The organism is Enterococcus sp. DIV1208, from assembly GCF_050530455.1.
Classification (GTDB): Bacteria; Bacillota; Bacilli; order Lactobacillales; family Enterococcaceae; genus Enterococcus_B; species Enterococcus_B hirae.
The window spans coordinates 1,877,560-1,900,588 of sequence record NZ_CP172887.1; the positions used below are offsets into that span (position 1 = coordinate 1,877,560).

The 23,029-nt window shown below is 37.6% G+C and carries 19 protein-coding genes and 2 pseudogenes; 2 read left to right on the forward strand and 19 right to left on the reverse strand.

Annotation, left to right across the window (positions count from 1 at the left end):
• Window positions 1-24: 24 nt before the first annotated feature.
• On the reverse strand, window positions 25-528 hold the full coding sequence (locus IGK91_RS08615) for an HD domain-containing protein (protein ID WP_010737939.1): 504 nt from the start codon (window positions 526-528) through the stop codon (window positions 25-27).
• Between the two features lie 124 nt (window positions 529-652).
• Entirely contained in the window at window positions 653-1,417 is a 765-nt protein-coding gene (locus IGK91_RS08620) for a TrmH family RNA methyltransferase (RefSeq protein ID WP_181934372.1), read from the reverse strand.
• 107 nt (window positions 1,418-1,524) lie between these two features.
• On the opposite strand from IGK91_RS08620, the gene IGK91_RS08625 reads away from it, so the two are divergent.
• Together IGK91_RS08625 and yidC are read left to right on the forward strand one after the other, a co-directional pair.
• Entirely contained in the window at window positions 1,525-1,800 is a 276-nt protein-coding gene (locus tag IGK91_RS08625; protein ID WP_010718509.1) for an acylphosphatase, read from the forward strand.
• A gap of 338 nt (window positions 1,801-2,138) precedes the next feature.
• Entirely contained in the window at window positions 2,139-3,071 is a 933-nt protein-coding gene (gene yidC / locus IGK91_RS08630; protein ID WP_010718510.1) for a membrane protein insertase YidC, read from the forward strand.
• A 209-nt stretch (window positions 3,072-3,280) separates the two neighbouring features.
• Here the strand turns inward: yidC and IGK91_RS08635 are convergent, their stop codons facing one another.
• The 17 genes and pseudogenes from IGK91_RS08635 to IGK91_RS08715 form a co-directional block, all read right to left on the reverse strand.
• Complete coding sequence (locus IGK91_RS08635) at window positions 3,281-4,702, reverse strand: oligosaccharide flippase family protein (protein WP_081123206.1); 1,422 nt, start codon at window positions 4,700-4,702, stop codon at window positions 3,281-3,283.
• A pseudogene (locus IGK91_RS08640) lies at window positions 4,703-5,872 on the reverse strand (nucleotide sugar dehydrogenase).
• Window positions 5,873-6,105: 233 nt separating this feature from the next.
• Window positions 6,106-7,197, reverse strand: coding sequence for a glycosyltransferase family 4 protein (locus IGK91_RS08645; protein WP_010737943.1), 1,092 nt, complete (start codon window positions 7,195-7,197; stop codon window positions 6,106-6,108).
• 11 nt (window positions 7,198-7,208) lie between these two features.
• Window positions 7,209-7,835 carry a sugar transferase gene (locus tag IGK91_RS08650; RefSeq protein WP_010737944.1) on the reverse strand — a complete coding sequence of 209 codons (627 nt, stop codon included), beginning with the start codon at window positions 7,833-7,835 and terminating at the stop codon, window positions 7,209-7,211.
• A complete protein-coding gene (locus IGK91_RS08655; protein ID WP_325810421.1) occupies window positions 7,828-8,946 on the reverse strand; it encodes a DegT/DnrJ/EryC1/StrS family aminotransferase in 1,119 nt (372 codons plus the stop codon). Before IGK91_RS08655 ends, IGK91_RS08650 begins: the two co-directional genes overlap by 8 nt.
• A gap of 1 nt (window position 8,947) precedes the next feature.
• Window positions 8,948-9,577: an acetyltransferase gene (locus tag IGK91_RS08660; RefSeq protein WP_181934373.1), complete on the reverse strand. Its 630-nt coding sequence runs from the start codon at window positions 9,575-9,577 to the stop codon at window positions 8,948-8,950.
• A gap of 168 nt (window positions 9,578-9,745) precedes the next feature.
• Window positions 9,746-11,562 (reverse strand): annotated as a pseudogene (locus IGK91_RS08665) (polysaccharide biosynthesis protein).
• An 11-nt stretch (window positions 11,563-11,573) separates the two neighbouring features.
• Window positions 11,574-12,338, reverse strand: coding sequence for a tyrosine-protein phosphatase (locus IGK91_RS08670; protein WP_010737946.1), 765 nt, complete (start codon window positions 12,336-12,338; stop codon window positions 11,574-11,576).
• 19 nt (window positions 12,339-12,357) lie between these two features.
• On the reverse strand, window positions 12,358-13,053 hold the full coding sequence (locus IGK91_RS08675; RefSeq protein WP_010718519.1) for a CpsD/CapB family tyrosine-protein kinase: 696 nt from the start codon (window positions 13,051-13,053) through the stop codon (window positions 12,358-12,360).
• A 10-nt stretch (window positions 13,054-13,063) separates the two neighbouring features.
• The gene (locus tag IGK91_RS08680) at window positions 13,064-13,843 is read right to left on the reverse strand and encodes a YveK family protein (RefSeq protein ID WP_325810420.1); all 780 of its coding nucleotides are present in this window, start codon (window positions 13,841-13,843) and stop codon (window positions 13,064-13,066) included.
• A gap of 842 nt (window positions 13,844-14,685) precedes the next feature.
• Window positions 14,686-16,761, reverse strand: coding sequence for a glycine--tRNA ligase subunit beta (gene glyS, locus IGK91_RS08685; protein ID WP_181934375.1), 2,076 nt, complete (start codon window positions 16,759-16,761; stop codon window positions 14,686-14,688).
• Window position 16,762: 1 nt separating this feature from the next.
• On the reverse strand, window positions 16,763-17,680 hold the full coding sequence (gene glyQ / locus IGK91_RS08690; protein WP_010718522.1) for a glycine--tRNA ligase subunit alpha: 918 nt from the start codon (window positions 17,678-17,680) through the stop codon (window positions 16,763-16,765).
• 355 nt (window positions 17,681-18,035) lie between these two features.
• Entirely contained in the window at window positions 18,036-18,848 is an 813-nt protein-coding gene (gene recO, locus IGK91_RS08695) for a DNA repair protein RecO (RefSeq protein WP_010718523.1), read from the reverse strand.
• 161 nt (window positions 18,849-19,009) lie between these two features.
• Window positions 19,010-19,909 (reverse strand): GTPase Era, encoded by a 900-nt coding sequence (gene era / locus IGK91_RS08700; RefSeq protein ID WP_081123208.1) that lies wholly within the window; start codon window positions 19,907-19,909, stop codon window positions 19,010-19,012.
• Between the two features lie 12 nt (window positions 19,910-19,921).
• Window positions 19,922-20,329, reverse strand: a complete 408-nt coding sequence (locus IGK91_RS08705; RefSeq protein ID WP_025480126.1) for a diacylglycerol kinase family protein — start codon at window positions 20,327-20,329, stop codon at window positions 19,922-19,924.
• Window positions 20,313-20,789, reverse strand: coding sequence for an rRNA maturation RNase YbeY (gene ybeY, locus IGK91_RS08710; protein ID WP_014834527.1), 477 nt, complete (start codon window positions 20,787-20,789; stop codon window positions 20,313-20,315). The genes IGK91_RS08705 and ybeY overlap by 17 nt, the downstream gene beginning before the upstream one ends.
• Window positions 20,790-20,830: 41 nt before the next feature.
• Window positions 20,831-23,026 (reverse strand): HD family phosphohydrolase, encoded by a 2,196-nt coding sequence (locus IGK91_RS08715; protein WP_430605288.1) that lies wholly within the window; start codon window positions 23,024-23,026, stop codon window positions 20,831-20,833.
• Window positions 23,027-23,029 lie beyond the last annotated feature (3 nt).

The window sequence follows — 23,029 nt, forward strand, 5'->3', positions numbered from 1 at the left end:
GGAAGAATTCTTAATCACATCGTATTAAATCGATTGTTCTTTGCCGAAATATCTTTGCCATTTTTGTTTCATCGAAGCAGTCATCGGCTGTGCTGCTTCTTTCACAGCACAATATTTGTCGACAAACGTCACAATATAGCTTTCTTTATACTTAGGCGGTGCGATCGTAGCGCCCCACATATGTTTTAAAATGATATCACGCTCTAAATCGGATAGGTCAGTAATTTTTTCTGCATTTTTCACTGCGATCCTTGGATGGATATAAGCATGCGTTCCTTCATCAAATTTTGTTGTACGCCAATCATAGTAGAAAAGATCATGCAAAAGACCTGCACGTGCGGTTGCTTTTGCATTACCGCCCCATTTTTTGGCTAATTTATAACTATAGTAAGAAACACTAAGAGAATGCTCTAATCGAGTGGAGTGGACATGTTGTGTATAATTGGCTAATTTCTTCACTGCATCTGTTGCTAATAGATCTTCTACATAAGACATATATTCTTCGTCTTCACGCCATTTTTCTGTCATAATTATTGATCTGCCACCTTTTTTGAATTTCATTTTCCTTTGAAATTGATCCTAGTATATCATTAGTGTTCGGAATATCCTAGTGAGTTTCCATCAAAATGTAGAAAGCTTAATAGTTCCTTAATCATAAAGAGAAATGGTAAAGTACGATGCCTGCTGCCACTCCTACATTTAATGATTCAGCATTTCCGCAAATCGGAATATAGATATTTTTATCCGTCAAGGAAAGAATTTCGGGCCGCACGCCTTGCCCTTCATTCCCCATGACAATTGCATACTTCTCAGGAACAGTTACCTGTTCTAATGAACGAGCATCCTCGTTCAATTCCGTTCCATAGATATTAAAATTTTGTTCCTTTAAAAGCGGGATCATTTGCTCAAGGTCTGTTTGAAGTATTGGTAGATGGTAATTGCTCCCCTGCATACTTCTTAACACTTTTGTACTATAAATGTCAGCTGATCCTTTTCCTAAAACGACACCAGATAATCCAAAAGCATCTGCCGTACGAATCATTGTTCCAACATTCCCAGGATCTTGGACATTATCTAACAATAACCATCCTCCAGTTAATTCGGGCATGTTTACTTTTTCGTAGAGCATAACGGCTAAGATACCTTGGGGTGTTGGCAAATCTGATACCACAGCCATGACTTCATTCGTTACCAAGGTACAAGGGATGTCTAAATGGTTTTTAAGCCACTCCTCCCACTCTTCTAACCCTTTCTCTGTGATTAAGATTTCTTTTACTTTGGCATGAGAAGCAACTGCCTCTTCAACCAAATGGAATCCTTCGAGTAGATACTCGCCTGTTTCTTCCCGGTATTTTTTCTTATGTAGTTTTTTCAATTCTTTGATTCTTGGATTTTTTGCTGATTGGATTTCTTTCACATTTTTCACCTCACTTAATTATAGCATGAATTCGAACCTTGAACTTGTTACAACATCAAAAAATCGGTATCATTAATTTAAAAAGCAAGGAAAGAAAGGTGGATATGATGAAAAAAATCAAGATGAACGTTCAAGGACGTGTCCAAGGTGTTGGCTTTCGTTATATGACAAAAATCGTTGCCGATCAATTAGGGATCACAGGCACAGTTAAAAACGAAGAAGATGGTTCGGTGACAATCGAAGCATGTGGCGATGAGGAAACGATCAAAAGATTCATTGAAGAAGTAAAGGATTCTCCAAGTCCTAGTGGTCGCGTACAATACGTTGACTTGCAAGATAATCCGATGATGGAAGAACGAAAAAAATTTGATGTGATCGGCTAATTTACTGATTCTGAATGGACGAAACACGCAAAAGGTAGTTCTATTTACACTATGAGAAGGCTCACATGACTTTAAGAAAGTTTGACGATAAAGGACTTTTTTTAAAGAAACAACGTGCCTTCTCTCTTCTAATCGTCCCTCATTCGTTTGATCGTTTTTGCTTCTGTTTAACCGATGGCTTTTCTCCCTTTCCTTTTTGTGGTTTGACAAATAACTTTTTTATTTTTTTAAGACCATATAGGTAGGAATCTATGAATTTTCTATAAAGTAGATTGAATTGTGTGGGCTTTTTTAGTATAGTTAATTTTGTGTAAAAATTATAAAAGAGGAAGTATTTTATGAATAAATGGAAAAATTGGGTATTGGGTTCTGGCCTTGTCACAGTCATGCTTTTCTTATCTGGTTGTGTTCGTCTGGATTCAAATGGTAACCCTGACACATCAGGTATCGTGTACCGAGTATTAGTCCATCCAATGGGACAAGCGATTACATATTTAGTGGAGAACTTCAACTGGTCCTATGGTTGGGCTGTTATTTTAATGACAGTCATCGTTCGTATCATCATTTTGCCATTAGGTATTAGTCAATCGAAAAAGACAATGATCCAATCTGAAAAAATGCAAGCATTGAAGCCGCAAGTCGAAGCCGCTCAACAAAAACTAAAAACGGCGACTACTCGTGAAGAACAAATGGCTGCACAAGCTGAAATGCAACAAGTTTATCGTGAAAATGGGTTAAGTATGACTGGCGGGATTGGCTGCTTGCCTCTCTTGATCCAAATGCCGATCTTTTCAGCCCTTTATTTCACAGCTCGTTATACAGAAGGCATTCGTGAATCCTCTTTCTATGGGATCGACTTAGGACACCCTAGTTTTGTATTAGTTGCGATTGCTGGTGCTGCTTATTTACTTCAAGGATATATTTCAACAATCGGTATCCCTGAAGAACAAAAGAAAACAATGCGTACGATGCTTATCGTTTCGCCTGCGATGATCGTCTTCATGTCGATCAGTGCGCCAGCTGGAGTCACACTTTATTGGGTAGTTGGTGGTATCTTTAGTTGTTTGCAAACCTTCATTACAAATGTCATCATGAAGCCTAAATTAAAAGCTCAAGTGGCAGAAGAGTTAAAACAAAATCCACCGAAGCAAGTCGTAACACCTCGTAAAGACGTGACACCTGCGGATAGCGAACAACCAGTGAAGAAACAAGTCAAAGCACCTAAAAACCAAACAGGTCGTAACGCTGGAAAACAACAAAAACGGAAATAACTAAGCATTTCGTTTATTTCTCAAAATAGCTAAAATAAAAAAGGAAGAGAGAACGCCTCTCCTCCTTTTTTATTTTGTCCTCTGATCATTGACTATTCTTCTCTATATTGCCGAATCAATGGTTCGGATTGAATGAAAATCAGTGTAAACATTTTTCTTTTCACTAGCAGCAACCACTTTCAAGGTCTTTGACCTGTTGTTTGTCATCATTAGATTTTCTTTTTGATCCTCAATAAATCAACTAGTGGATTGACTTTGGTTATCGTTGTGATTGCGAGATAGATCGGACAAGCAATGACGAATTGGATCAGATTGGTTCGGATATTACTCGTTAAATGACCTGTTAAAAACCTGGTGATCAAACACATGATCAATCCAGCAATTATAAACATCCCGATTTTTCTTAGAGAAAAGGTAAACGTCGTCTGTTTCAGAAAAGCTCTTGTTCTTACAACTGTAACGAAACTTTCGGCGAGAATAGTTGAAAATACAACGCCCAAAAAGCCAATAGACGGCAATAGTATGAGATTTGCCACAAGATTGATGATAGCTCCAATGATTACTGAACGATTATACTCTTTAACCTGACCGATTGGCATTAGATATTGTCTAGAAATCGCCATGCCTAAAGGAACGATCACAATCAAAACCGTAAAATATGGAATAATTTGAGTGATGTAGCTAAATTTTTCGCCAAAAAACCAAGGAACGAGCTTGTCATAAACTGTCAACATCCCAAACATGATTGGAATCGAAAAAAACAATTGTAAATGAATCGTTTTTTCCATCGTGCGAACGATTTTCTCCATATTTTTTTTTGCAAAAAAACTTGTCATATGGGGAAGTAAGACGATGTCTAAGGTAGTTATGATCGTGATGAATACGGTATTCAATTGCAGAGAATTGGTAAAATAGCCCACTGCAACACTTCCTAATGTGAAACCTAAAAGGGTCTTATTCAAATTGGTATACAACATGATCGCAATTTGAGGAATAAAATAATCAAAAGAGCCCTTTAAATGACTAAGACTTTTCTTTAAATCAACTTTCGTCAAATGAATGTATTTAGGAATAAAGAACCAGACACTCACTTGTGAACAAACTAAACCTAGTCCTTGAATCAAGGTATATTTTAACGTGTCGTCTTCGTTTTTAATCAAGAAAAGAATGAGAAAAAACGTGACTAGTTGGACTACTAAATTAGCTATACTAGTTTTCTTAAAATCTTCAATTCCCATAAAAAACCAAGATACGTCAAATAATACGGCAAAAATCGCCAAGGATTGGACAAACAAATACGAACGATTATTTAATAAAGAGGCAACAATAAAGTAAACGACTATGACAATTAAGCTCGCTAATGCCTTAAAAAGCAGAATTTCCCAAAAAACTTCTGATAACGCTTCTTTCTTACAGTTGTAAGTCAAAGTTATTTCCCGGTTCCCGTACATCGTTACCCCTAGCCCCGCAAACAAAACAAAATATTGGACAATTGAAAACGTATAATTATAAAGACCGATCCCACTTGGTCCTAAAGCATTAGAAACGATTGGAATGGTAATAATCGGAAGAATGATTTTCGTCAGTTGAAACAAGCTCTGATAAAAAAAATTTTTGGCTATATTTTTCATTTATTCATCCCGACTAAAAATATCTCTCGTATAGACTTTTTCGATCACATCTTTTAATTGATGGTCCATCCGATTTGAGACGATCACATCCGATAGTTGTTTGAATCGCGCAAGATCCGAAACGACAGGCGCATGATGAAATTCTTCAACAGGTAACGTTGGCTAATAGACAACCACCGAAACTCCTTGTTCCTGGATTCGTTTCATGACTCCTTGAATCGATGAATAACGGAAATTGTCTGAATCGGCTTTCATCGTTAACCGATAGATTCCCACAGTCTTAGGCTTTTGGGCTAAAATTTGTTCTGCAATAAAATCTTTTCTGGTTGTATTTGCTTCAACGATCGCTTGGATAAGATTGTTAGGCACATCGGTATAATTTGCTTTCAACTGTTTCGTATCTTTTGGCAAACAATACCCTCCATAACCAAATGAAGGATTATTGTAATGAGAGCCGATACGTGGGTCCAGTCCGACGCCTTCAATGATTTGTTTCGTATTTAAGCCTCGTATCTCCGCATAACTATCCAATTCATTGAAGTAAGCCACACGCAACGCCAGATACGTATTTGAGAATAACTTGATTGCTTCCGCTTCTGTTGAATGAGTCAATAAAACTGGGACATTATCTGCTTGCGTATTCTTTTTGAACATATTCGCAATCTCTGTCCCTCTATCTGAACATTCTCCTACAACAATGCGGGCAGGATAAAGATTATCGTACAATGCTTTACCTTCACGTAAAAATTCTGGTGAAAAAACAATATTTTCTGTTTGATATTTTTTCTTTAATTCGGCCGTATACCCTACTGGTACCGTGGACTTAATGATAAATTTTGCTTCTGGACGAATGGCGAGAGCTTGTTCAATGATGCTCTCAATCGATGAGGTATTAAAATAATTTTTCTTTTCATCGTAATCAGTGGGTGTGGCAATAATCAAATAATCACCAAAAAGAACCGCTTCTCGGAAATCCTTAATAAATTCGATTGCTAGGTCTTCTCTTTGAAGAAAATTATGTACTTCACGGTCTTCAATTGGTGACTCCTTCTTTTGTAGTCGTTCGATCTTTTCTGCTACGATGTCATAAGCTTTGACATTCTCATGCTGGCTAAGTAATAACGCATTGGCTAGCCCTACATAGCCTAGGCCGAAAATTGATACGTTCAATTGGTTTCACCTCTATAATTAATTTTATTAACATAAAAAACACAAACTGGAACGTTATTGGTAGTTCTTCGTTTCATTCGCTTTATAAAAAACAAAGCCATTTACTTTTCCTTTGAACCCAGGCTCATTTCGTCAGTCACTCTTACAAATAATCAAAACATTCTTGAGGTTAAGAGCTTTTCACCTCATTTTCCCTGTTTAAGTGCTTTTTTTATTTTGTGAAATTCCTTTAGTTATAAAGTTTCATAAAGTTCTGCTACTTGATTGATGATTACATTTTCGCTGAATTGTTGGATATGAGCAGCAGCGTTCTCGGAATATTTTGTAACAGGTAACGTTCCAGCAAAAAAATCTTGAAGAATATTCACTAGTTCTTCTGACTCTTTGACATCAAACAATTTTCCTGTGTTCTCATCATAGATCAGATCTTTATTGCCTCGTATATTTGAAGCGACTACCGGTAAACCAACGCTCATAGCCTCCATGATCGATACGGGCAATCCTTCTCTTAAAGAAGGAAAGAGAAATAGATCACTCATTTTCATGATCTGAATAATATCCTTACGATATCCGAGTAAACTGACTTTCTTTTCCAAACCTAAAAATTTAATTTTTTGTTCCAGCGTTTGTTTCAAAGGCCCCGTTCCACAAATAAAATAGTGGAAATCTTGGTCTTTAAATGAAGCGAGTGCATGAATCACCAGTTCGTGGTTTTTGTTTTTATTCAATTCACCGACTGAAAGGAGTACTTTGGTTGTTGGCTGAGCTAGTGAAAGTACCTTACTTTTTAGCCGTTTATCAACCAAGGTTTTCTCGAACTTTTCGACTTGGATTCCAACCCCCTGAATCAAATGAGTTTGTGTTGCTTTAAATTTTTGTGAAGCAAGCAAATAATCTTCCTGATTAATGGTAATAAGCTTACTTGTATAACGAGATAAGTATTTTTCAACTGGGTAATAGACGAACCAATTAAGCATAGGGGCTCCTTGATAAAAGTGAAACCCATGTGCCGTATAGTAGATAGGAATATTGATCCGCTTACAAGCAAGTCTTGTCACCATCGAAGCAACTGGCGTATGCGTATGTACGATATCGATATTCTCTTCTTTGATCAGCTGTTTGATTTTCTTATAGGCTAAAAGATTGCTTTTAGCTAATGGATTCCTATTGAATGGTATTTGAAATACAGGTATTTTTTTATCAGAAAAATAAGATGCCAACGGTTGTTCAAGCGCACATGCCACACTCACTTCATGTCCATTTTTGATTAGTTGATCAATATGAGGGATTAAAAAAGCATTGAGTGTATTGGAGATCGTCGTCACATATAAAATTTTCAGTATGGTTCATTCCCTTCAAATTTTTCACTTGTTGGTCCAAAATTTGAGCTAATCCCTTCTTGTTTGAACACCTTAAGAACTGTTTGTAACAAGATCCAAACATCTTTGCCAAACGAATAACTTTCAACGTACAAACAATCATACGTAAACTTTTCTTCCCAACTGATCGCATTTCTACCACTGACTTGGGCCAATCCGGTCAAACCTGGGCGAATGTTGTGGCGTTTTCGTTGCTCTTCATTATAAAGTGTCAAATATTCTACCAATAATGGACGAGGACCAACAAAAGACATTTCGCCTTTAAAGATATTCCAAAGCTCTGGCAGCTCGTCAAGGCTAGTCGCTCTAAGTAGTTTGCCGAATTTTGTTAGACGAACTTCATCTGGAAGATACGCGCCATGTTGATCTTTCTCGTCTGTCATCGTGCGAAACTTGTACATAAAAAATAATTGTTCATTCTTCCCTGGTCTTGTTTGCTTAAAAATAACCGGTGAACCTAGTTTAAATCGAACACACCCTGCAAGTATGAGCATCAGTGGTGCAAGCAAAAGCAATAAAAGACCTGAGAAAAAAAGATCGAACGCACGCTTTCCAAAAAGTCGATAAAAGGTTGGTTTACTCATAACGCATCACTCGCTTGATCGTTGCAACGACTCTATTTAACTCTTCATCCGTCATTTTAGTATCTGAGGGAAGACAAACTCCAGAAGAAAAAAGCGATTCTGCAACTTCACCGTCAATAAAATCAAAAGAGTCAAAAACAGGCTGTAAGTGCATCGGTTTCCAGACAGGACGTGCTTCGATCTGTCCTTTTTCCAATTCTTCAATCAAATAAGATGGATCTATTCCTTCTAAACGAATGACACTCAACCAATAGTTAGGTTCGTTCCAAGAGTTTTCCGGCATAAATTGTATATTAGGAAACTCGGACAATTCTTCTTGATAAAATTGATAGATGGCACGCTTCTTTTGGATTCTTTCATTTAATACTTTTAATTGACCACGTCCGATTCCTGCTAATATATTGCTCATACGATAGTTATAACCGATTTCTAAATGTTGATAATGACGTTCATTTTCACGAGATTGAGTGGCCCAAAATTTGACTTTTTCGATTTTTAAAGGATCGTCAGAGATCAATGCTCCCCCACCTGAAGTTGTGATGATCTTATTTCCATTGAAGGAATAAATCCCATAGTCTCCAAACGTTCCTGTATATTTACCTTGGTAAGTCGTTCCTAATGATTCGGCAGCATCTTCAATCAACGTCACTTGATATTCTTGACAGATCTGCATGATTTCAGCTAAGTTTGCAGCTAATCCATATAAGTGAACGACGATCACCGCTTTCGCTTTTGGATATTTTTCTAAAGCTGCGCGTAAATGAACAGGACTCATATTCCAAGTTTCGGCATCACTATCCACAAAGATTGGGGCGGCTCCTTGATAAAGAATCGGGTTGACCGTAGCTGCAAAAGTCAAGGATTGACAAATCACTTGATCTCCTTTCGTGACACCTGCTGCCTTTAATGCTAAATGAATCGCTGCCGTACCTGAAGAAAGCGCAGCAACATGCTTGGCTCCCACATGATCTGCCAGTTCTTGCTCAAAACCATCGACATTGGCACCTAAAGGGGCAATCCAGTTCGTATCAAAGGCTTCTTTGACAAACGCTTGTTCATAGCCTGCTTCACTCATATGGGGCGAAGCTAATAATATTCGCTTTTTTCTCACATCAACTCCACCTTTTAATTATCTTTGCTGGTACCCCCACCCATTTTGAATGATGAGGGATATCTCTGATGACAACACTGCCAGCCCCAATAATGTTACCATCACCAATCGAACGTTCTTGAATAATCTTTGTACCGACACCCAGTTCATTTTTATCTCCTAAAGTGACTGCTCCCGAAATATTGACATTAGGAAAAATGGCATTGTAACTACCTATAATGGAGTCATGACCGATTGTTGAACCAATATTGATCATATTGAAGTCACCGATTGAAATATCTGCAGTATAGGTCGTGTAAGGCATCAATATGTTCCCAATGCCCAGTTGAACATTTAAGCCAATCAATGCGCTAGGGGCAAACAAATTTGGAAAAAGCAAGTGAGGGTTTTGTCGTAACTGTTCATAGATGTTTTCTTTGACCGTCGGAGCCGCAATCCCAAGAAAAACTGCCATTGGTGTTTTGACTTGAAGCAAGTCAGCAATTTTGCCAATCACAGGTTTTCCTAGAACATCGCTTTGCTCACTTTTACGATCATCGACAAAACCGACCCACTGATACTCATTTTGTTGTTGGAGCAAAAAAGCAATTTCTTTACCAAACCCACCTGCTCCTACTATTATTGCATCCACTCGCTTTCTCCTCTCGTTTCTTTTTTTGATGGTCAAACGTTTTTTTACATGCGATTTGAATAACGTATCCCTATGCAATTTTTGATCGCAGGAATCGTATAATCCAGCACATAAAGCAATGATTTTACTACTTTACTAATAGTACGTTCAGCTTAAAACAGCTAGTTTCTATTGATTAGAAGCATTGGCAAAACGAATCACTTCTCTTGCTAATTGTTTCTCATCTTTTGGCAAATGACGGATAAAATCCATCACTTTTTGATTTGAATAACCTTTGATGTTTCCGACAAAAATTTTTTCATAGACAGCTTCATCGTTTCTCTCTTTATCCAACAGTAGTTCTTCATATAGTTTTTCCCCAGGACGGATACCCGTTTCAAGAATCTCAATTTCGTCTTCACGATAGCCACTCAGGCGAATCATATTTTTGGCAAGGTTGACGATTTTGACTGGTTCACCCATATCTAAAATAAAAATCTCTCCACCTTTAGCCAAGACTCCTGATTGAATAACCAATCGACTTGCTTCAGGAATTGTCATAAAGTAACGTGTCATCCGAAAATCAGTAATCGTGACTGGTCCACCTTGCGCAATTTGTTCACGAAAGACAGGAATCACACTTCCTCGTGAACCTAATACATTTCCAAAGCGAACAGCGGAAAATGTTGTTCCATTTTTTTCGTTCAATCCTGTTACAATCATTTCTGCAATCCGCTTTGTCGCTCCCATCACATTAGGTGGATGATTCGCTTTATCTGTTGAGACCATCACAAAATTCTTGACTTTCGCTTGTTTGGCTGCTTCCGCAACATTTTTCGTTCCAAGAATATTATTTTTTACTGCTTCTTTGGGATTTACTTCCATGAGAGGAACATGCTTATGTGCTGCAGCATGATAAACGATATCTGGGCGATAGTTTTGCATGATCTCATTGATTTTGTCACGATCTTGAATATCTGCAATGAGCGGGACGATTTTTGTCTGCTGATTTTGCTGATTCATGCGGAGTTCCCGATCGATCAAATAAATCGAATTTTCCCCATGTCCTACTAGTAATAATTGTGCTGGGGAAAACTGGATAATCTGCCGACAAATCTCTGAGCCGATCGAGCCACCCGCACCAGTCACAAGAATGGTTTTCCCTGTCAAATGACCTTTGATCGATTCAATGTCCAATTCAACTTCATCTCTTTCTAGTAAATCAACTACGTCAATTTTTTTAATTTTGTGACACTGACTTTTCCAGAAGCGATTTCTTCCATTGAAGGCATCGTGTTTACTTTGACATGCAAGGATTCTACCATTTGAAAGATATTCCTGATTTTTGTTTTGGATAAGGAAGGAATGGCGATGGTAACGATTTGTACATCATGTTTCTTGATTAGTGCAGGGAGGTCTTTGATCATACCGATCACTTTTTTTCCTGAAAGATATGTATTTTGCTTATTAGGATCATCATCAACAAAACCAATGACATAGGTGTCACTTGCTGTTTTTGATCCAAGTAAGATATTTGCCAAAATTCTACCGCCTTCACCAGCGCCTACGATGATCGTCTTCTTGGCAGTGGCTCTAGGTTGTAGCTTTGTCTGCTTTTTCTCAATGTAAAGACGCCACTCCAGACGGCTTCCCATGATTAAAAGCAAAGACAAAATATAGGTAAAGATCGTTAGACGTAACATATACTGATGATTGATAAAAAACAAGACAAAAATATTTGAAATCATAGTGATCGACAAAGAAACAAAAATCGCCCTGATTTCTTCTAAATTCATATAGCGATTGATCCTTGTAAAGACTTTAAATAAACTCCCATAAAACAAATAGAAACCTATTGAAACGCCTGTAGAGATGAACATAAAATCCGTTGATACTTCTGCGAATGGCTTCATGAATCTAATTGTAGCAATGTTTGCCAAAAACAACAATAAGCTATCAACTCCTATCAAAATAGCAATCTTTCTTTTTCTTGTGACTTCAAACACCTTTACTCCCCCTAAAATAACCCAAACTTCTTCTTTTTTATCGCTTGATAAGTTGGATAATGAATCTGCTCCCCATTGATTAAATCTTTGGCGACTTGTTTCATTTGTTCAACTTTTTCGTTATTGAAGTCTTTAGCGATTTGTTCATAACATTCTTTTAAACAAAAAGAACGTCGCTCAACACCGTGAGCATCCGAAGCAATCATTTGTACAAGATTGTACTTGACCATTTTTTTTGCTGTTTTTTGGATTTCTTTGCCAAAGCGCCCCAGATAACTTGGCGCTGTCAGCTGTGTCAAACAGCCCATTTCTAGATAAGGCAACAAACGATTCGGATCTTTTGCAAAATAAGTATTACGCTCAGGATGCACGATTACTGGTATTTTTCCTAGTTTCAACAGTTCAAAAAAAAGGTTCTTTGCATATAACGGTACTTCTAATGTAGGAAATTCAATCAACAGATAAGTATCATTTAAATCTGTAAAAAGAAGTTCATCTCGGTGAAGCGCTTCAAGCAATTCTCCAGTAATACGAACTTCTTGACCTTCTAATAACACCAACGGTAAATTTCTTTTATCCAGCTCTTTTTGTAAAGTGGCGACTAGGGGAATGACTTTTTTCTTTTGATTACAATACTTGCCATTGTTATGGTGCGGTGTACATAAAATATGAGTAATCCCTTGTTCAACCGCTTTTTCAGCCATTGCTAGGCTTTCTTCCAGGTTTTGCGCACCATCGTCAACTGCTGGTAATAGATGACAATGTAAATCGATCATTCCCTTTACCTCCTCTTTATCATTCATAATAATAACTTGTATCTTTGCTTTGTTCGACTCCGTTATAAACAATTCCCAGTACCTTTGCCTGAGCCATCTCTAATAATTTTTTTGCTTTCACAACTGCTTCTTTTCGTGAAGTCTTTTCACGTACTACCAGAAGCGTACCATCTGCCTTTGATGACAAGATTTGAGCATCTGTCACAGTTACAATCGGCGGCAAATCAAACATCACGATATCATAGAGCTGACTTGCTTCTACCATTAGTTGATCCATTCTTTTCGAGCTTAACAGCTCTGATGGATTAGGAGGAATCGGTCCACTTGGTAATACCGATAATTCCTTGATTGCCGTTTTTTGGATCCCTTTACTGATCGTTTCAGTTGAACTGAGTAGATTACTTAATCCATAGTGATTATTTATTTGAAATGCTTTGTAAATAACTGGTTTTCGCATGTCAGCATCAACTAATAACACTTTCTGACCAGCTTTTGCAAAGACAACAGCCAGATTTGCAGCCGTGGTCGATTTCCCTTCACCTGGTCCAGATGACGTGACCACGATCGTTTTGACTTGTTGATCATTGATTGAAACAAATTGGATATTGGTTCGAATCGTTCGGTAGTGCTCAGCCGCTGCTGATGAAGGATTAGTTAAAGTAATCAAACGAATCGGTTGAAGTAGTGTTTCTTTTTGTTTTATGACACGTCGCATGTTTTCCCTCCTACACTCTCGAACGAGCTCTACGAGAAGCTCTCGCTTGTTCACCAGTTTCATCGTTTATTGTCACCGGTGCATTGTTGTTTTTGTCATTTCTATTGAAATCTTTGGCAGTCATTTCTGGTACCGTCCCTAAAATTGGAAACCCTATGACCTCCGAAAGATATTTTTCATCTTTCACAGTCTGGTCGAACAATTCCAATAACAGAGCTATCCCCATGCCAATCATCAGACCTAAAATAAGGCCAAGGGCAATATTTATTTTTTTATTTGGTGACACCGATGTTCCGTCCGCAACCGCTTCAGAAATGATCGATATTTTATCAACATTCATCACATCTTTTGCTTTCGTTTGAAACACCTCAGCTGTGGTATTCGCAATTTTCTGAGCATTATCTGGAATCGAACTAATCGCTTGGATAGAAAACATTTGTGAATTTTCGGATTGATTCACTGTGATTGCTTGTTTGATTTCTCCAACCGTCATTGCTAGCTGATCTTGCGTTTCTAATTGATCTTTCACTTCACTTAAAACTAAGTCACTAATAATCATATCTTTGTAGGTGTTAATCATTTGTAAATTCGTATTCACATCATTGACATTCGTAATATTTGACTGAAGCAACGTGACAATCAATTGGGCTTGTGAACTAAACTTGGGTGTTAAAATAAAGAATGTAACGAAACTTGCTACCGCCAAACCAACTAACGTTGAAATAAATAAGGTCAACAAACGCTTACGAAATACTCCGATGATCTCTTTTATACTAATTGTCTCTTCCATTTCTCTCCACTTTCCTGTTACTTTCCTAGATTCATTTTTCTTTTAACACATGACATCCTGCTGATGTTACTTGTTCTCATAAAATATACTCATTTCAGTGAAGCTTCGTGAGACTTCCATCCTATGAACATACTTAGATAATAAAATGACATCGATTTCTAAAAAAATTTTTTAGTTTATCATTCAGATGATAATTATTATCATCTAGAGTAAGATACTGGATCCCATCGTTTTAAAAACTTTTTATTCCCAAAAAAATAAATCGTTACTTTATCTAATCGCTTCCAAATCACGGGAAATTTGCTAATTTCATTAGACAAGTAAAGAATTTCTACCTGAGACCCTATTTACTATTATCCCATTCATAACAAACTTTTCTTGTCATGAATAACAATTTTTCTATATTAATTATACCTAACTTTCATTTTTAAATAAAGGATGATTTAAAAATAACAAAAACTATGTATTTCACTCAATAGCACTGACCGATTGTTCTCTTTTTACCAAGAAATGTCATATTGTTCTGATTCGTGAAAGAAAAGTCGCTTATTGCTAGATAGCATGAATAAAAACGATATACACTACATAAATAGAGTCTGAGGTATTAAGACCTTAAGCTTACTTTTTACACTAAGATGAGTAATTGTTATGAAAGGATCCACTCTGGTACTTTCACAATCTTATCGACGGCGTTCAAAGATCTGCACTTCGGTAATCAGTCAAAAAATAAGCCGAAGCATTTAAAAATAGAAGAAACTATTTTCGGATGCTTCGGCTTATATCTCAGAGCTAGACTTGTCATAACGCTTGTTTCAAATCAAGTTGGCAGAGGGCTACCTGATTTATTTAGTGATAATCTGATCTAAGCTTGCTATTGATAGTGCCATTTCAGCAATTTGTTTCAGCTGTGCCAAACGATTGTTACGGACAGCAGGATCGTCTACCATGACCATGGTTTGGTCAAAATACGTTTCGATCAATGGACGTAAAGCAACAAGTTGATCATAATCTTCTTTCAGCGTTTGTGTACCAAATTGTTTTTTCATTTCTGCTACCGCTTGATAAAGTGCTGTTTCAGCTTCATTTTCAAATAATGCAGGATTAATCTCTGTTGTCGTTGTTTCTTGCGCTTTCTTCGCTAAATTAACCACTCGAGTCAATGCTTCCATCGATGGCTTAAACTCTTCCTCATCTAAACGTTCTTTAAACAGTTGAGCTGCTGCAAAAACTTTTGTCAAATCGCTTTGTTTTGCATTCAAAACTGCATCAATCACATCGTGTCGGATTTGTTTTGTAGTTAGTAACTGACGGAAACGTCCTTTGATAAAATCAATGACTGCCTGTTGTCCATCCGATAACTGGACGCCAAAACGTTCTTGATCTTCATTGATTGCCTGGTCGATTTCACGTTGTAAACGAACCAATGGAAATGCCCAATTTTTTGCTTCGATGATGCGGACAATCCCATACGCTTGACGACGAAGAGCATACGGATCATTTGACCCACTTGGGATCATTCCAACTGTAAAGAAAGAGAAGATACTATCTAATTTGTCTGCAATCGCTAATACTGCACCAATTTTGGTTTCTGGTAAGTCACCTTCACTTGAAATTGGCAGATAGTGTTCCTTGATAGCTGTTGCTACAGCTGATGTTTCGCCGTGTAATCGCGCATATTTTTCACCCATGATCCCTTGAAGCTCTGGAAACTCACCTACCATGTTGGTCACTAAATCAAATTTATAGATTTCAGAAGCACGTTGTAAATCCGTTAACTCTTCTGGTGATAAGCCGACAGATTTACCTAAAATACGAGCAATAACTTGTACTCGTTGCATTTTTTCGTAGATGCTTCCAATTTTTTCATGGAAAGTCACTGATTTTAATTTATCAACAAAAGTCTCGATTTCAATCTTTTTATCTTCATTGTAGAAAAACTCTGCATCTTCTAAACGAGCAGTCAATACTTTTTGATTTCCACGGATCACGTTTTCTAGTTTGACACGATCCCCATTTCGAGCAGAAATAAAATGTGGCAAGAGTAATCCTTGGTCATTTCTTACTTCAAAATAACGTTGGTGCTCCTTCATTGAAGTAACCAATACTTCTTCAGGGACAGACAGATATTTTTCTTCAAAATCGCCAGCAAAAACTGTGGGATATTCGACTAAATTATTCACTTCTTCTAATAACTTTTCGTCTAAATCGATCGTCCAATGGTTTTTCTCTGCTAATTCTGTTGCTTGTTGGACAATCATTTCTTTTCTTTTATGTGGCGCAGCTATCACGAATTGTTCTTGTAATTTTTCTTCATACTCATTGGCATGAGCGAAACGAACTGTTTCTCCTAAGAAACGATGACCACGTGATGTGCGATCTGTTGTAACATCTAAAATCTCGAAAGGAATCACTTCATCATCTAGTAAAGCAACAATCCAATGAATAGGACGAATATATTCGAAGTCAAAATTTGCCCAATGCATCGTAACAGGAAATGTCAAACTTTTGATGACATCTGCAAGTCCAGTCAATACTTCTTTCGCTGGTTGTCCATGTGTATATTTGGTTACGTACACATACTCTACACCCTTCAGCTCTTTAAAGGTAATATCGTCAGTCGTCAAACCTTGACCACGTACAAACCCTTCTGCGGCTTTCGTCCAATTTCCATCTGAATCCAATGCGATTTTTTTAGCCGGACCCTTTAATTCTTCTTCGCTATCTGCTTGACGTTCTGGGATATTGGTTACTTTGATCGCTAAACGTCTTGGCGTTGAAAAAGTTTCGATTGTATCATAAGACAATTGGTGTTCATCTAAAAACTTTGCTGTTTTTTGTTCCAGTTGTTTCATGCTTGGTGTAACTACATGGGCAGGCATTTCTTCCAACCCGATTTCTAAAAGTAACTCTTTTGCCATGTTATTCAGCCTCCTTAACCGTTTCTGGATTTGCTGTGTTTTTATTCAATAAAGGAAATCCTAATTTTTCACGCTCTGCCACAAAAATCTTTGCAACAGATTTTGCCATATTTCTGATACGTGACAGATAACCAGCACGTTCTGTGACAGAAACTGCCCCACGAGCATCTAGTAGATTGAATGTATGGCTGCATTTTAAAATGTAATCATAGGCAGGATGAACTAAATTTTCATCAATGCATCGTTTAGCTTCTTTTTCAAAACGATCAAAATTACTTAATAATAGTTCTTGATCACTGACTTCAAATGAATATTTGGAGTGCTCGTATTCAGGCTGTTTGAAAATCTCCCCATATTTTACGCCATCTGACCATTCAAGATCATAGACACTTTCTACTTCTTGGATGTAGGATGCCAAGCGCTCCAAACCATAAGTAATTTCAGATGTCACTGGTTTACATGGCAGACCGCCGACTTGTTGGAAATACGTGAATTGTGTAATTTCCATTCCATCGAGCCAAACTTCCCAACCAACACCGGCACAGCCCATCGAAGGGTTTTCCCAGTTATCTTCGACAAACCGAATGTCGTGTTCCAAAGGATCGATCCCCAATAAACGTAAACTTTCTAAATAAAGTTCTTGGATATTTTCAGGTGATGGTTTCATCACTACTTGGAACTGATGATGTTGATACAGACGGTTCGGATTTTCCCCATAACGACCGTCGGCTGGGCGACGAGAAGGCTCTACGTATGCTGCATTCCAAGGCTCTGGTCCAATTGCTCGTAAAAAGGTATATGGGCTCATTGTACCTGCCCCCTTTTCTGTATCATAGGCTTGCATCAACATGCACCCATTTGATGACCAAAATTTTTGCAACGTCAAGATCATGTCTTGTACAGATAATTTTTTGCTCATTTAAAATGACTCCTTCCACTTCTAAATAGTTTGCTGAGAATTTGAAACAACAAAAAGTCCCTATGCTTGTCTAAACAAACATAGGGACGAATAACTTCGCGGTTCCACCCTACTTCCGAAAATTTCGGCAGCTTCATTGTCAGTACTCCCAAGTGCCTCTTCAAAAACCGACAGCATTCGGCTCACACCCTCCCGAACTCGCTTTTGCTACGTATTTTTTACTGATCTTGTTCAACGTACTTTATTCTTTTATTTAGCCAATCAAGTTTTTGTACAAAACTCTCATTTATCTAGGTTCCATAATAGACGTATAGTTAGGCTTTTGTCAAATAGTTTTGAATGTTGATTGAACATTCTACTCATTTTTTTGGTTTTCAGAAGCACTTTCTCCTTCCGGATCAGGCTTTTTTAGGACATGTTCCCATGATTTCATTTGATCAATGAACTTTTTACTTTTTAGATGAATCCCTACGTATTCTTCGTATAACTGGTCAATCAGTTGCCTGATCGTTGCTTTAGTTTCGTCTTTTAAATTGATCCCTGTGATCTTATCATAAGAAATAGCAGAGAACATACGCACGAAATAAACAGCTCTTGGATCTGCATGATAACGACGGTGATCCATTGACCAATGTTCTTCGCACAGCACGCCTCCATATTTGGAAGAATAATCAAATTTACCTTGTGTTTTACCACACACCACACAATGTGTCCAAATCGGTGCAATCCCAAAGCGTTGCAATAATTGTACCTCAAAGATGTTAGTGATGATTTCCGCGTCGTCCCCCTGATCCATCCGTTGCAATGCTGCTTGTGTAAATTGAAAAAGATGGGGATCATATTGATGGTCTTCGATCGCTGCATCCACTAAGTTTAACAAATACGTGCCGTAACCACTTAAAAAAATGTCTTCTTGAATTTTTCTAAAGGAGTGAACATCTTTTACGCTGGTTATAAACGAAAGTCCTTCACTTTTAAACGTACCAATGTAGATTCCTTCAGTAAAAGGGAGCAGTGCAGGTGCTAATGGTTGGTTTTGCCGGTGAATTCCTTTGACATAAAACATCAGCTTCCCCGCAGACTCAGTAAAAATTTTCACTAATTTGTCTTTTTCTTTATAATTTCGACTGGACAATATGATCCCTTTTGATTCGGCTAGCTGGCTCATTTTTTTCGCCCCCCTTTTAGAAAAAGAATAAGGAAAAGAAAAATCATTCACTGAATCATTTTCCTTTCCCACTTATTCTACTCATTTTCTTGTCTTCTGACTTTTACACGCGGTTTCGTCTATCGAATAATCACGTTCAACTCATTTTTATCTACTTAAAGTTAATATTCCTCTTTGCGGTAACCAAAATCTTGTAAATAAACTCTTTTATCGCGCCAATCTTTTTGAACTTTAACCCATAGTTCTAGAAATACTTTGTCACCAAGCAAATTTTCAATATCTTTTCTTGCTTTCGTCCCAATTTCTTTTAGCATTTTACCACCTTTACCGATGATAATCCCTTTTTGACTATCACGTTCAACGATAATGGTTGCTTGAATTTGGATTTTATCATTTTCATTGCGTTTCATTGAGTCAACAACAACAGCCACTGAATGTGGGACTTCATCTCTAGTCAAAAACAGGACTTTCTCACGAATCAATTCCGAAACGATAAAGTATTCTGGATGATCCGTTACTTGATCATCCGGGAAGTATTGAGGACCTTCTGGCATCTCAGCGATCAACACTTCCATTAGACGGTCCACATTGTTCCCTTCTGTAGCCGAAATCGGTACAACTTGTGCAAAAGGCATTTGTGCCGAATAATCTTCGATGATTCCTAATAATTCATCTGGATGAACTTTATCGATTTTATTGATAATCAAATAAACAGGTGATTGAACATTTTTTAATCGTTCAATAATAAAATCATCCCCACGTCCACGTTTTTGATCCGCACTGATAATAAATAAGACAGCATCCACTTCTCTTAGTGCACTGTAGGCTGATTCCACCATAAAATCACCCAAACGATGTTTTGGTTTATGGATTCCCGGAGTGTCGATAAAAATCAACTGTGCTTCTGGTGTCGTATAAACGCCTTGGATCTTATTTCTGGTCGTTTGTGCCTTGTCACTCATGATAGCAATTTTTTGCCCAACGATTCGATTTAATAATGTTGATTTGCCAACATTTGGTCGTCCCACAATAGCGACAAAACCTGATTTATGTTCTAACATATTATTCTCCTTTTAATTAAAAAACATTTGATAGATTTTAGGTACAAATAAAATGAGACCGACGATCACTGCAAAACAAGCGGTGACTAACACTGCTCCTGCCGCCATATCTTTGATTTTTTTCCCAATTGGATGGAAATGAAAATCGGTAAACATATCCACCACATTCTCAAAAACAGTATTTAAAATCTCAACGATCCACACCAGAAAAACTGCTAAAACTAACCACAGCCATTCTAGTTGGTTCAGTTGAAATACAACTCCCATAAAAAACGCCAGCAACCCAAAACCTACATGTTTTTTCATATTACGTTCCTCATCAAAGACTGTTTTAACCCCTTGAAGAGCAAATTCTACTGACATAGCGAAGTGCTTATTTTTCTCAACCTTTTTCTCGCACTCTTTATCTTTTAAGTCCATAAGCATCTAAAATCTCTTTCTGTAAACCAAACATCTCTGCTTCATCTTCGGGTGTCATGTGATCATAACCATTGATGTGCAAAAAGCCATGCACTGCCAAAAATCCCAACTCTCGATCATACGAATGACCATATTCTTCCGCTTGTTCCTGGGCACGCTCAATTGAGATCATGATATCTCCTAATACTCGTGGTAAAGGATTATCGCCTTCTTCAAAAATCACGGGAATTTCGTCTTCCCCTTCGTCTTCTAATGCAAAACTAATCACATCTGTTGGGGCATCTTTGCCACGGTAGACACGGTTGATTTCTTGGATTGCTGCATTGTCCATAAAAGTAACAGACATTTCTGTTTCCTCGGGTAATTTCAAATGAGCCGCTGCAAATTGCAGAAGGTCCTCGATCTCTTTGATTTTTTCTGTTGAAACTTTCTGTGTTTCATCCATAAATGTGATGTCCATATTTATCGCTTCTTTCTTACTTATTGCTGATATTTTTTATTTTAGCCATTTTCTTTTTCTACTTTCATCGTTTCCGCTTCCGATTTCATTTTAGGATATTTGATCCGTGAATGGAAGGTACTACTTAACCCACTGATCAAATATTTTTCCACTTTGCGAATTTCTTTTAATGTTAAACCACTATCATCAAGTTGACCATCAGAGATTCGTTCTTCAATCAAATTATGGACAAATTTTTCGATTTTTTCACCTGTTGGATGATCCATTGCCCGTACTGCCGCTTCACAACTATCTGCAATATTCACGATGCCGGCTTCTCGGGTCTGTGGTTTGGGACCAGGATAACGAAATTGTTCTTCGGTGACTTCAGGATTTCTTTCTTTTGCCTTGATATAGAAATACTTCATCAATGTTGTTCCATGATGCTGTCGGCAAATATCGATTACCATTTGCGGCATGCCATATTCCTCTAAAATTTTCGCTCCATCGGTCACATGACCAAAAATGATCTGTTTACTATCTTCCGGTAATAAGAAATTATGTGGATTCTCAGCACCAGAAGGCAAGTTTTCTACAAAAAAGCTAGCATGTTTGATTTTACCAATATCGTGGTAGTAACAAGCTACACGTGTCAATAATGACCGCCCATTGATCTCAGCCACTGCGTTCGCGCTTAAATTGGCGACCATCATACTGTGATGATAAGTTCCTGGTGCTTCTTCCAATAGCTGTTTTAACAATGGATGGTTAGGATTACTTAACTCATTCAAGACGATCACACTATCATCGTTGACCATCAATTCGATATACGGATGTAATCCCATCGTTAACAGATACGACAGCAAAGCCCCCATAAAGCCACAAATCAGTGTTAACCAAGTTGTTCCATTACTAAAGCTCATACCTTGATAAACGATCAACACAACATCCATCATCAACGGAAAAATAATGACCCACATCATAGCTGAAAACCATTGTTCTGACACTCGTTGGCGTTTTAAAACCGTCGCTAATAAACCTGAAAAAAGATAAGCCATCAAGATAACGGTCAAAAAGTTGGTCCCAATCGAGCCATAAAAAATAAACAATGCAGATACGGCTTGGAACAAGGCAGCCATGATTCCTGCCCTCCGGTTCAAAAAGAAATTTAAAACTAAAGGAACAAAAGCTGCAGGATAAAACAGCGGGATAAAAGCTGCTTGTTCCGTTTGGAATAGTTGGAAAAATTTCATTAATAACACACTGATGGACATAGCCGTAACATAAAAGAGCACATATTCTGTTCGTTTTCCGGCTTCATGGTACTGCATTGAGTTGTAAACTAAAACAGCAATTTGCAATAAGACTGCTAAGATCATTGCTACTAAAGGAAAAATTGACGTTGTTTGACTGGTCAATCCTAATAATTCAAGCTTTTTCATTGCATCTGCATCGATTTGATTTCCTTCACGAACAATGATTTCGCCTTGATAGATCATGACCGGTTGAACCGCACTCCTTGCTGATTGTTTCAATTCCTCTGTTTTCTTTTCATTTAAGACATCATTTACGACGATTCCTTGATCGACAAGATAATGGATCGTTTGTTGTTGGTCAGGTGTCACGTTCAAATATTGGATCTGTTCTTCCGCCTGTTGCTTGAAGGTTTCTAAATCACTTTCTCGAACTTGTTTTTTCATTTGTTCATTGATCAATCGCAGACTTTCATCTCGGACTGTCGCAATTTGACTATCTGACATGCCAAAGATTTTTGTGTAAAAGTTAGTCGGTAATTTTTGATAAAATGCCACGTTTTCAGCATTAGCATTTTCAAAACTCTTCTTTAGAGCTGCAATTCGCTCATCTATAGTTGGTTTGGGAACATTCTCATTTTCTTTTGCTTTATCCACTTTTTCTTTATACGCTTTATTGATCGAATCATTTGTTTTATTGATCAATTCAAAAAGCTGCTTGATGCGACTACTTTGTTCACTCGCCAAATCTTGTTGATACGTATATTCTGGCGTAACAGCTTCCGCTGCTAGTTTTCTTTTTTGTTCCGTTTCTTCTGTATTTTCGATCGTTTTATTCGCACGGATACTTTCTTCTGCCACTTGTCCTTCTTTGAAATCATTGGCTTTTTGCTTGACGCTACTGAACGTAACGCCACAAACGATCACAAAAAACAAAAGCAATAAGAAAGGCATTGCCGCCTTTCCTAATTTTGCTTGCAGTTGTTGGAGTATTTTATTCAACATTCG

Excerpts from the sequence above, each read along its gene's own strand:
- IGK91_RS08615 (WP_010737939.1), bottom strand. The coding sequence starts at position 528 with ATGACAGAAAAATGGCGTGAAGACGAAGAATATATGTCTTATGTAGAA.
- IGK91_RS08625 (WP_010718509.1), top strand. The coding sequence starts at position 1,525 with ATGAAAAAAATCAAGATGAACGTTCAAGGACGTGTCCAAGGTGTTGGC.
- yidC (WP_010718510.1), top strand. The coding sequence starts at position 2,139 with ATGAATAAATGGAAAAATTGGGTATTGGGTTCTGGCCTTGTCACAGTC.
- IGK91_RS08635 (WP_081123206.1), bottom strand. The coding sequence starts at position 4,702 with ATGAAAAATATAGCCAAAAATTTTTTTTATCAGAGCTTGTTTCAACTG.
- IGK91_RS08650 (WP_010737944.1), bottom strand. The coding sequence starts at position 7,835 with ATGAGTAAACCAACCTTTTATCGACTTTTTGGAAAGCGTGCGTTCGAT.
- IGK91_RS08670 (WP_010737946.1), bottom strand. The coding sequence starts at position 12,338 with ATGATCGATTTACATTGTCATCTATTACCAGCAGTTGACGATGGTGCG.
- IGK91_RS08675 (WP_010718519.1), bottom strand. The coding sequence starts at position 13,053 with ATGCGACGTGTCATAAAACAAAAAGAAACACTACTTCAACCGATTCGT.
- IGK91_RS08680 (WP_325810420.1), bottom strand. The coding sequence starts at position 13,843 with ATGGAAGAGACAATTAGTATAAAAGAGATCATCGGAGTATTTCGTAAG.
- glyS (WP_181934375.1), bottom strand. The coding sequence starts at position 16,761 with ATGGCAAAAGAGTTACTTTTAGAAATCGGGTTGGAAGAAATGCCTGCC.
- glyQ (WP_010718522.1), bottom strand. The coding sequence starts at position 17,680 with ATGAGCAAAAAATTATCTGTACAAGACATGATCTTGACGTTGCAAAAA.
- recO (WP_010718523.1), bottom strand. The coding sequence starts at position 18,848 with ATGAGCCAGCTAGCCGAATCAAAAGGGATCATATTGTCCAGTCGAAAT.
- era (WP_081123208.1), bottom strand. The coding sequence starts at position 19,909 with ATGTTAGAACATAAATCAGGTTTTGTCGCTATTGTGGGACGACCAAAT.
- IGK91_RS08705 (WP_025480126.1), bottom strand. The coding sequence starts at position 20,329 with ATGGACTTAAAAGATAAAGAGTGCGAGAAAAAGGTTGAGAAAAATAAG.
- ybeY (WP_014834527.1), bottom strand. The coding sequence starts at position 20,789 with ATGGACATCACATTTATGGATGAAACACAGAAAGTTTCAACAGAAAAA.
- IGK91_RS08715 (WP_430605288.1), bottom strand. The coding sequence starts at position 23,026 with ATGTTGAATAAAATACTCCAACAACTGCAAGCAAAATTAGGAAAGGCG.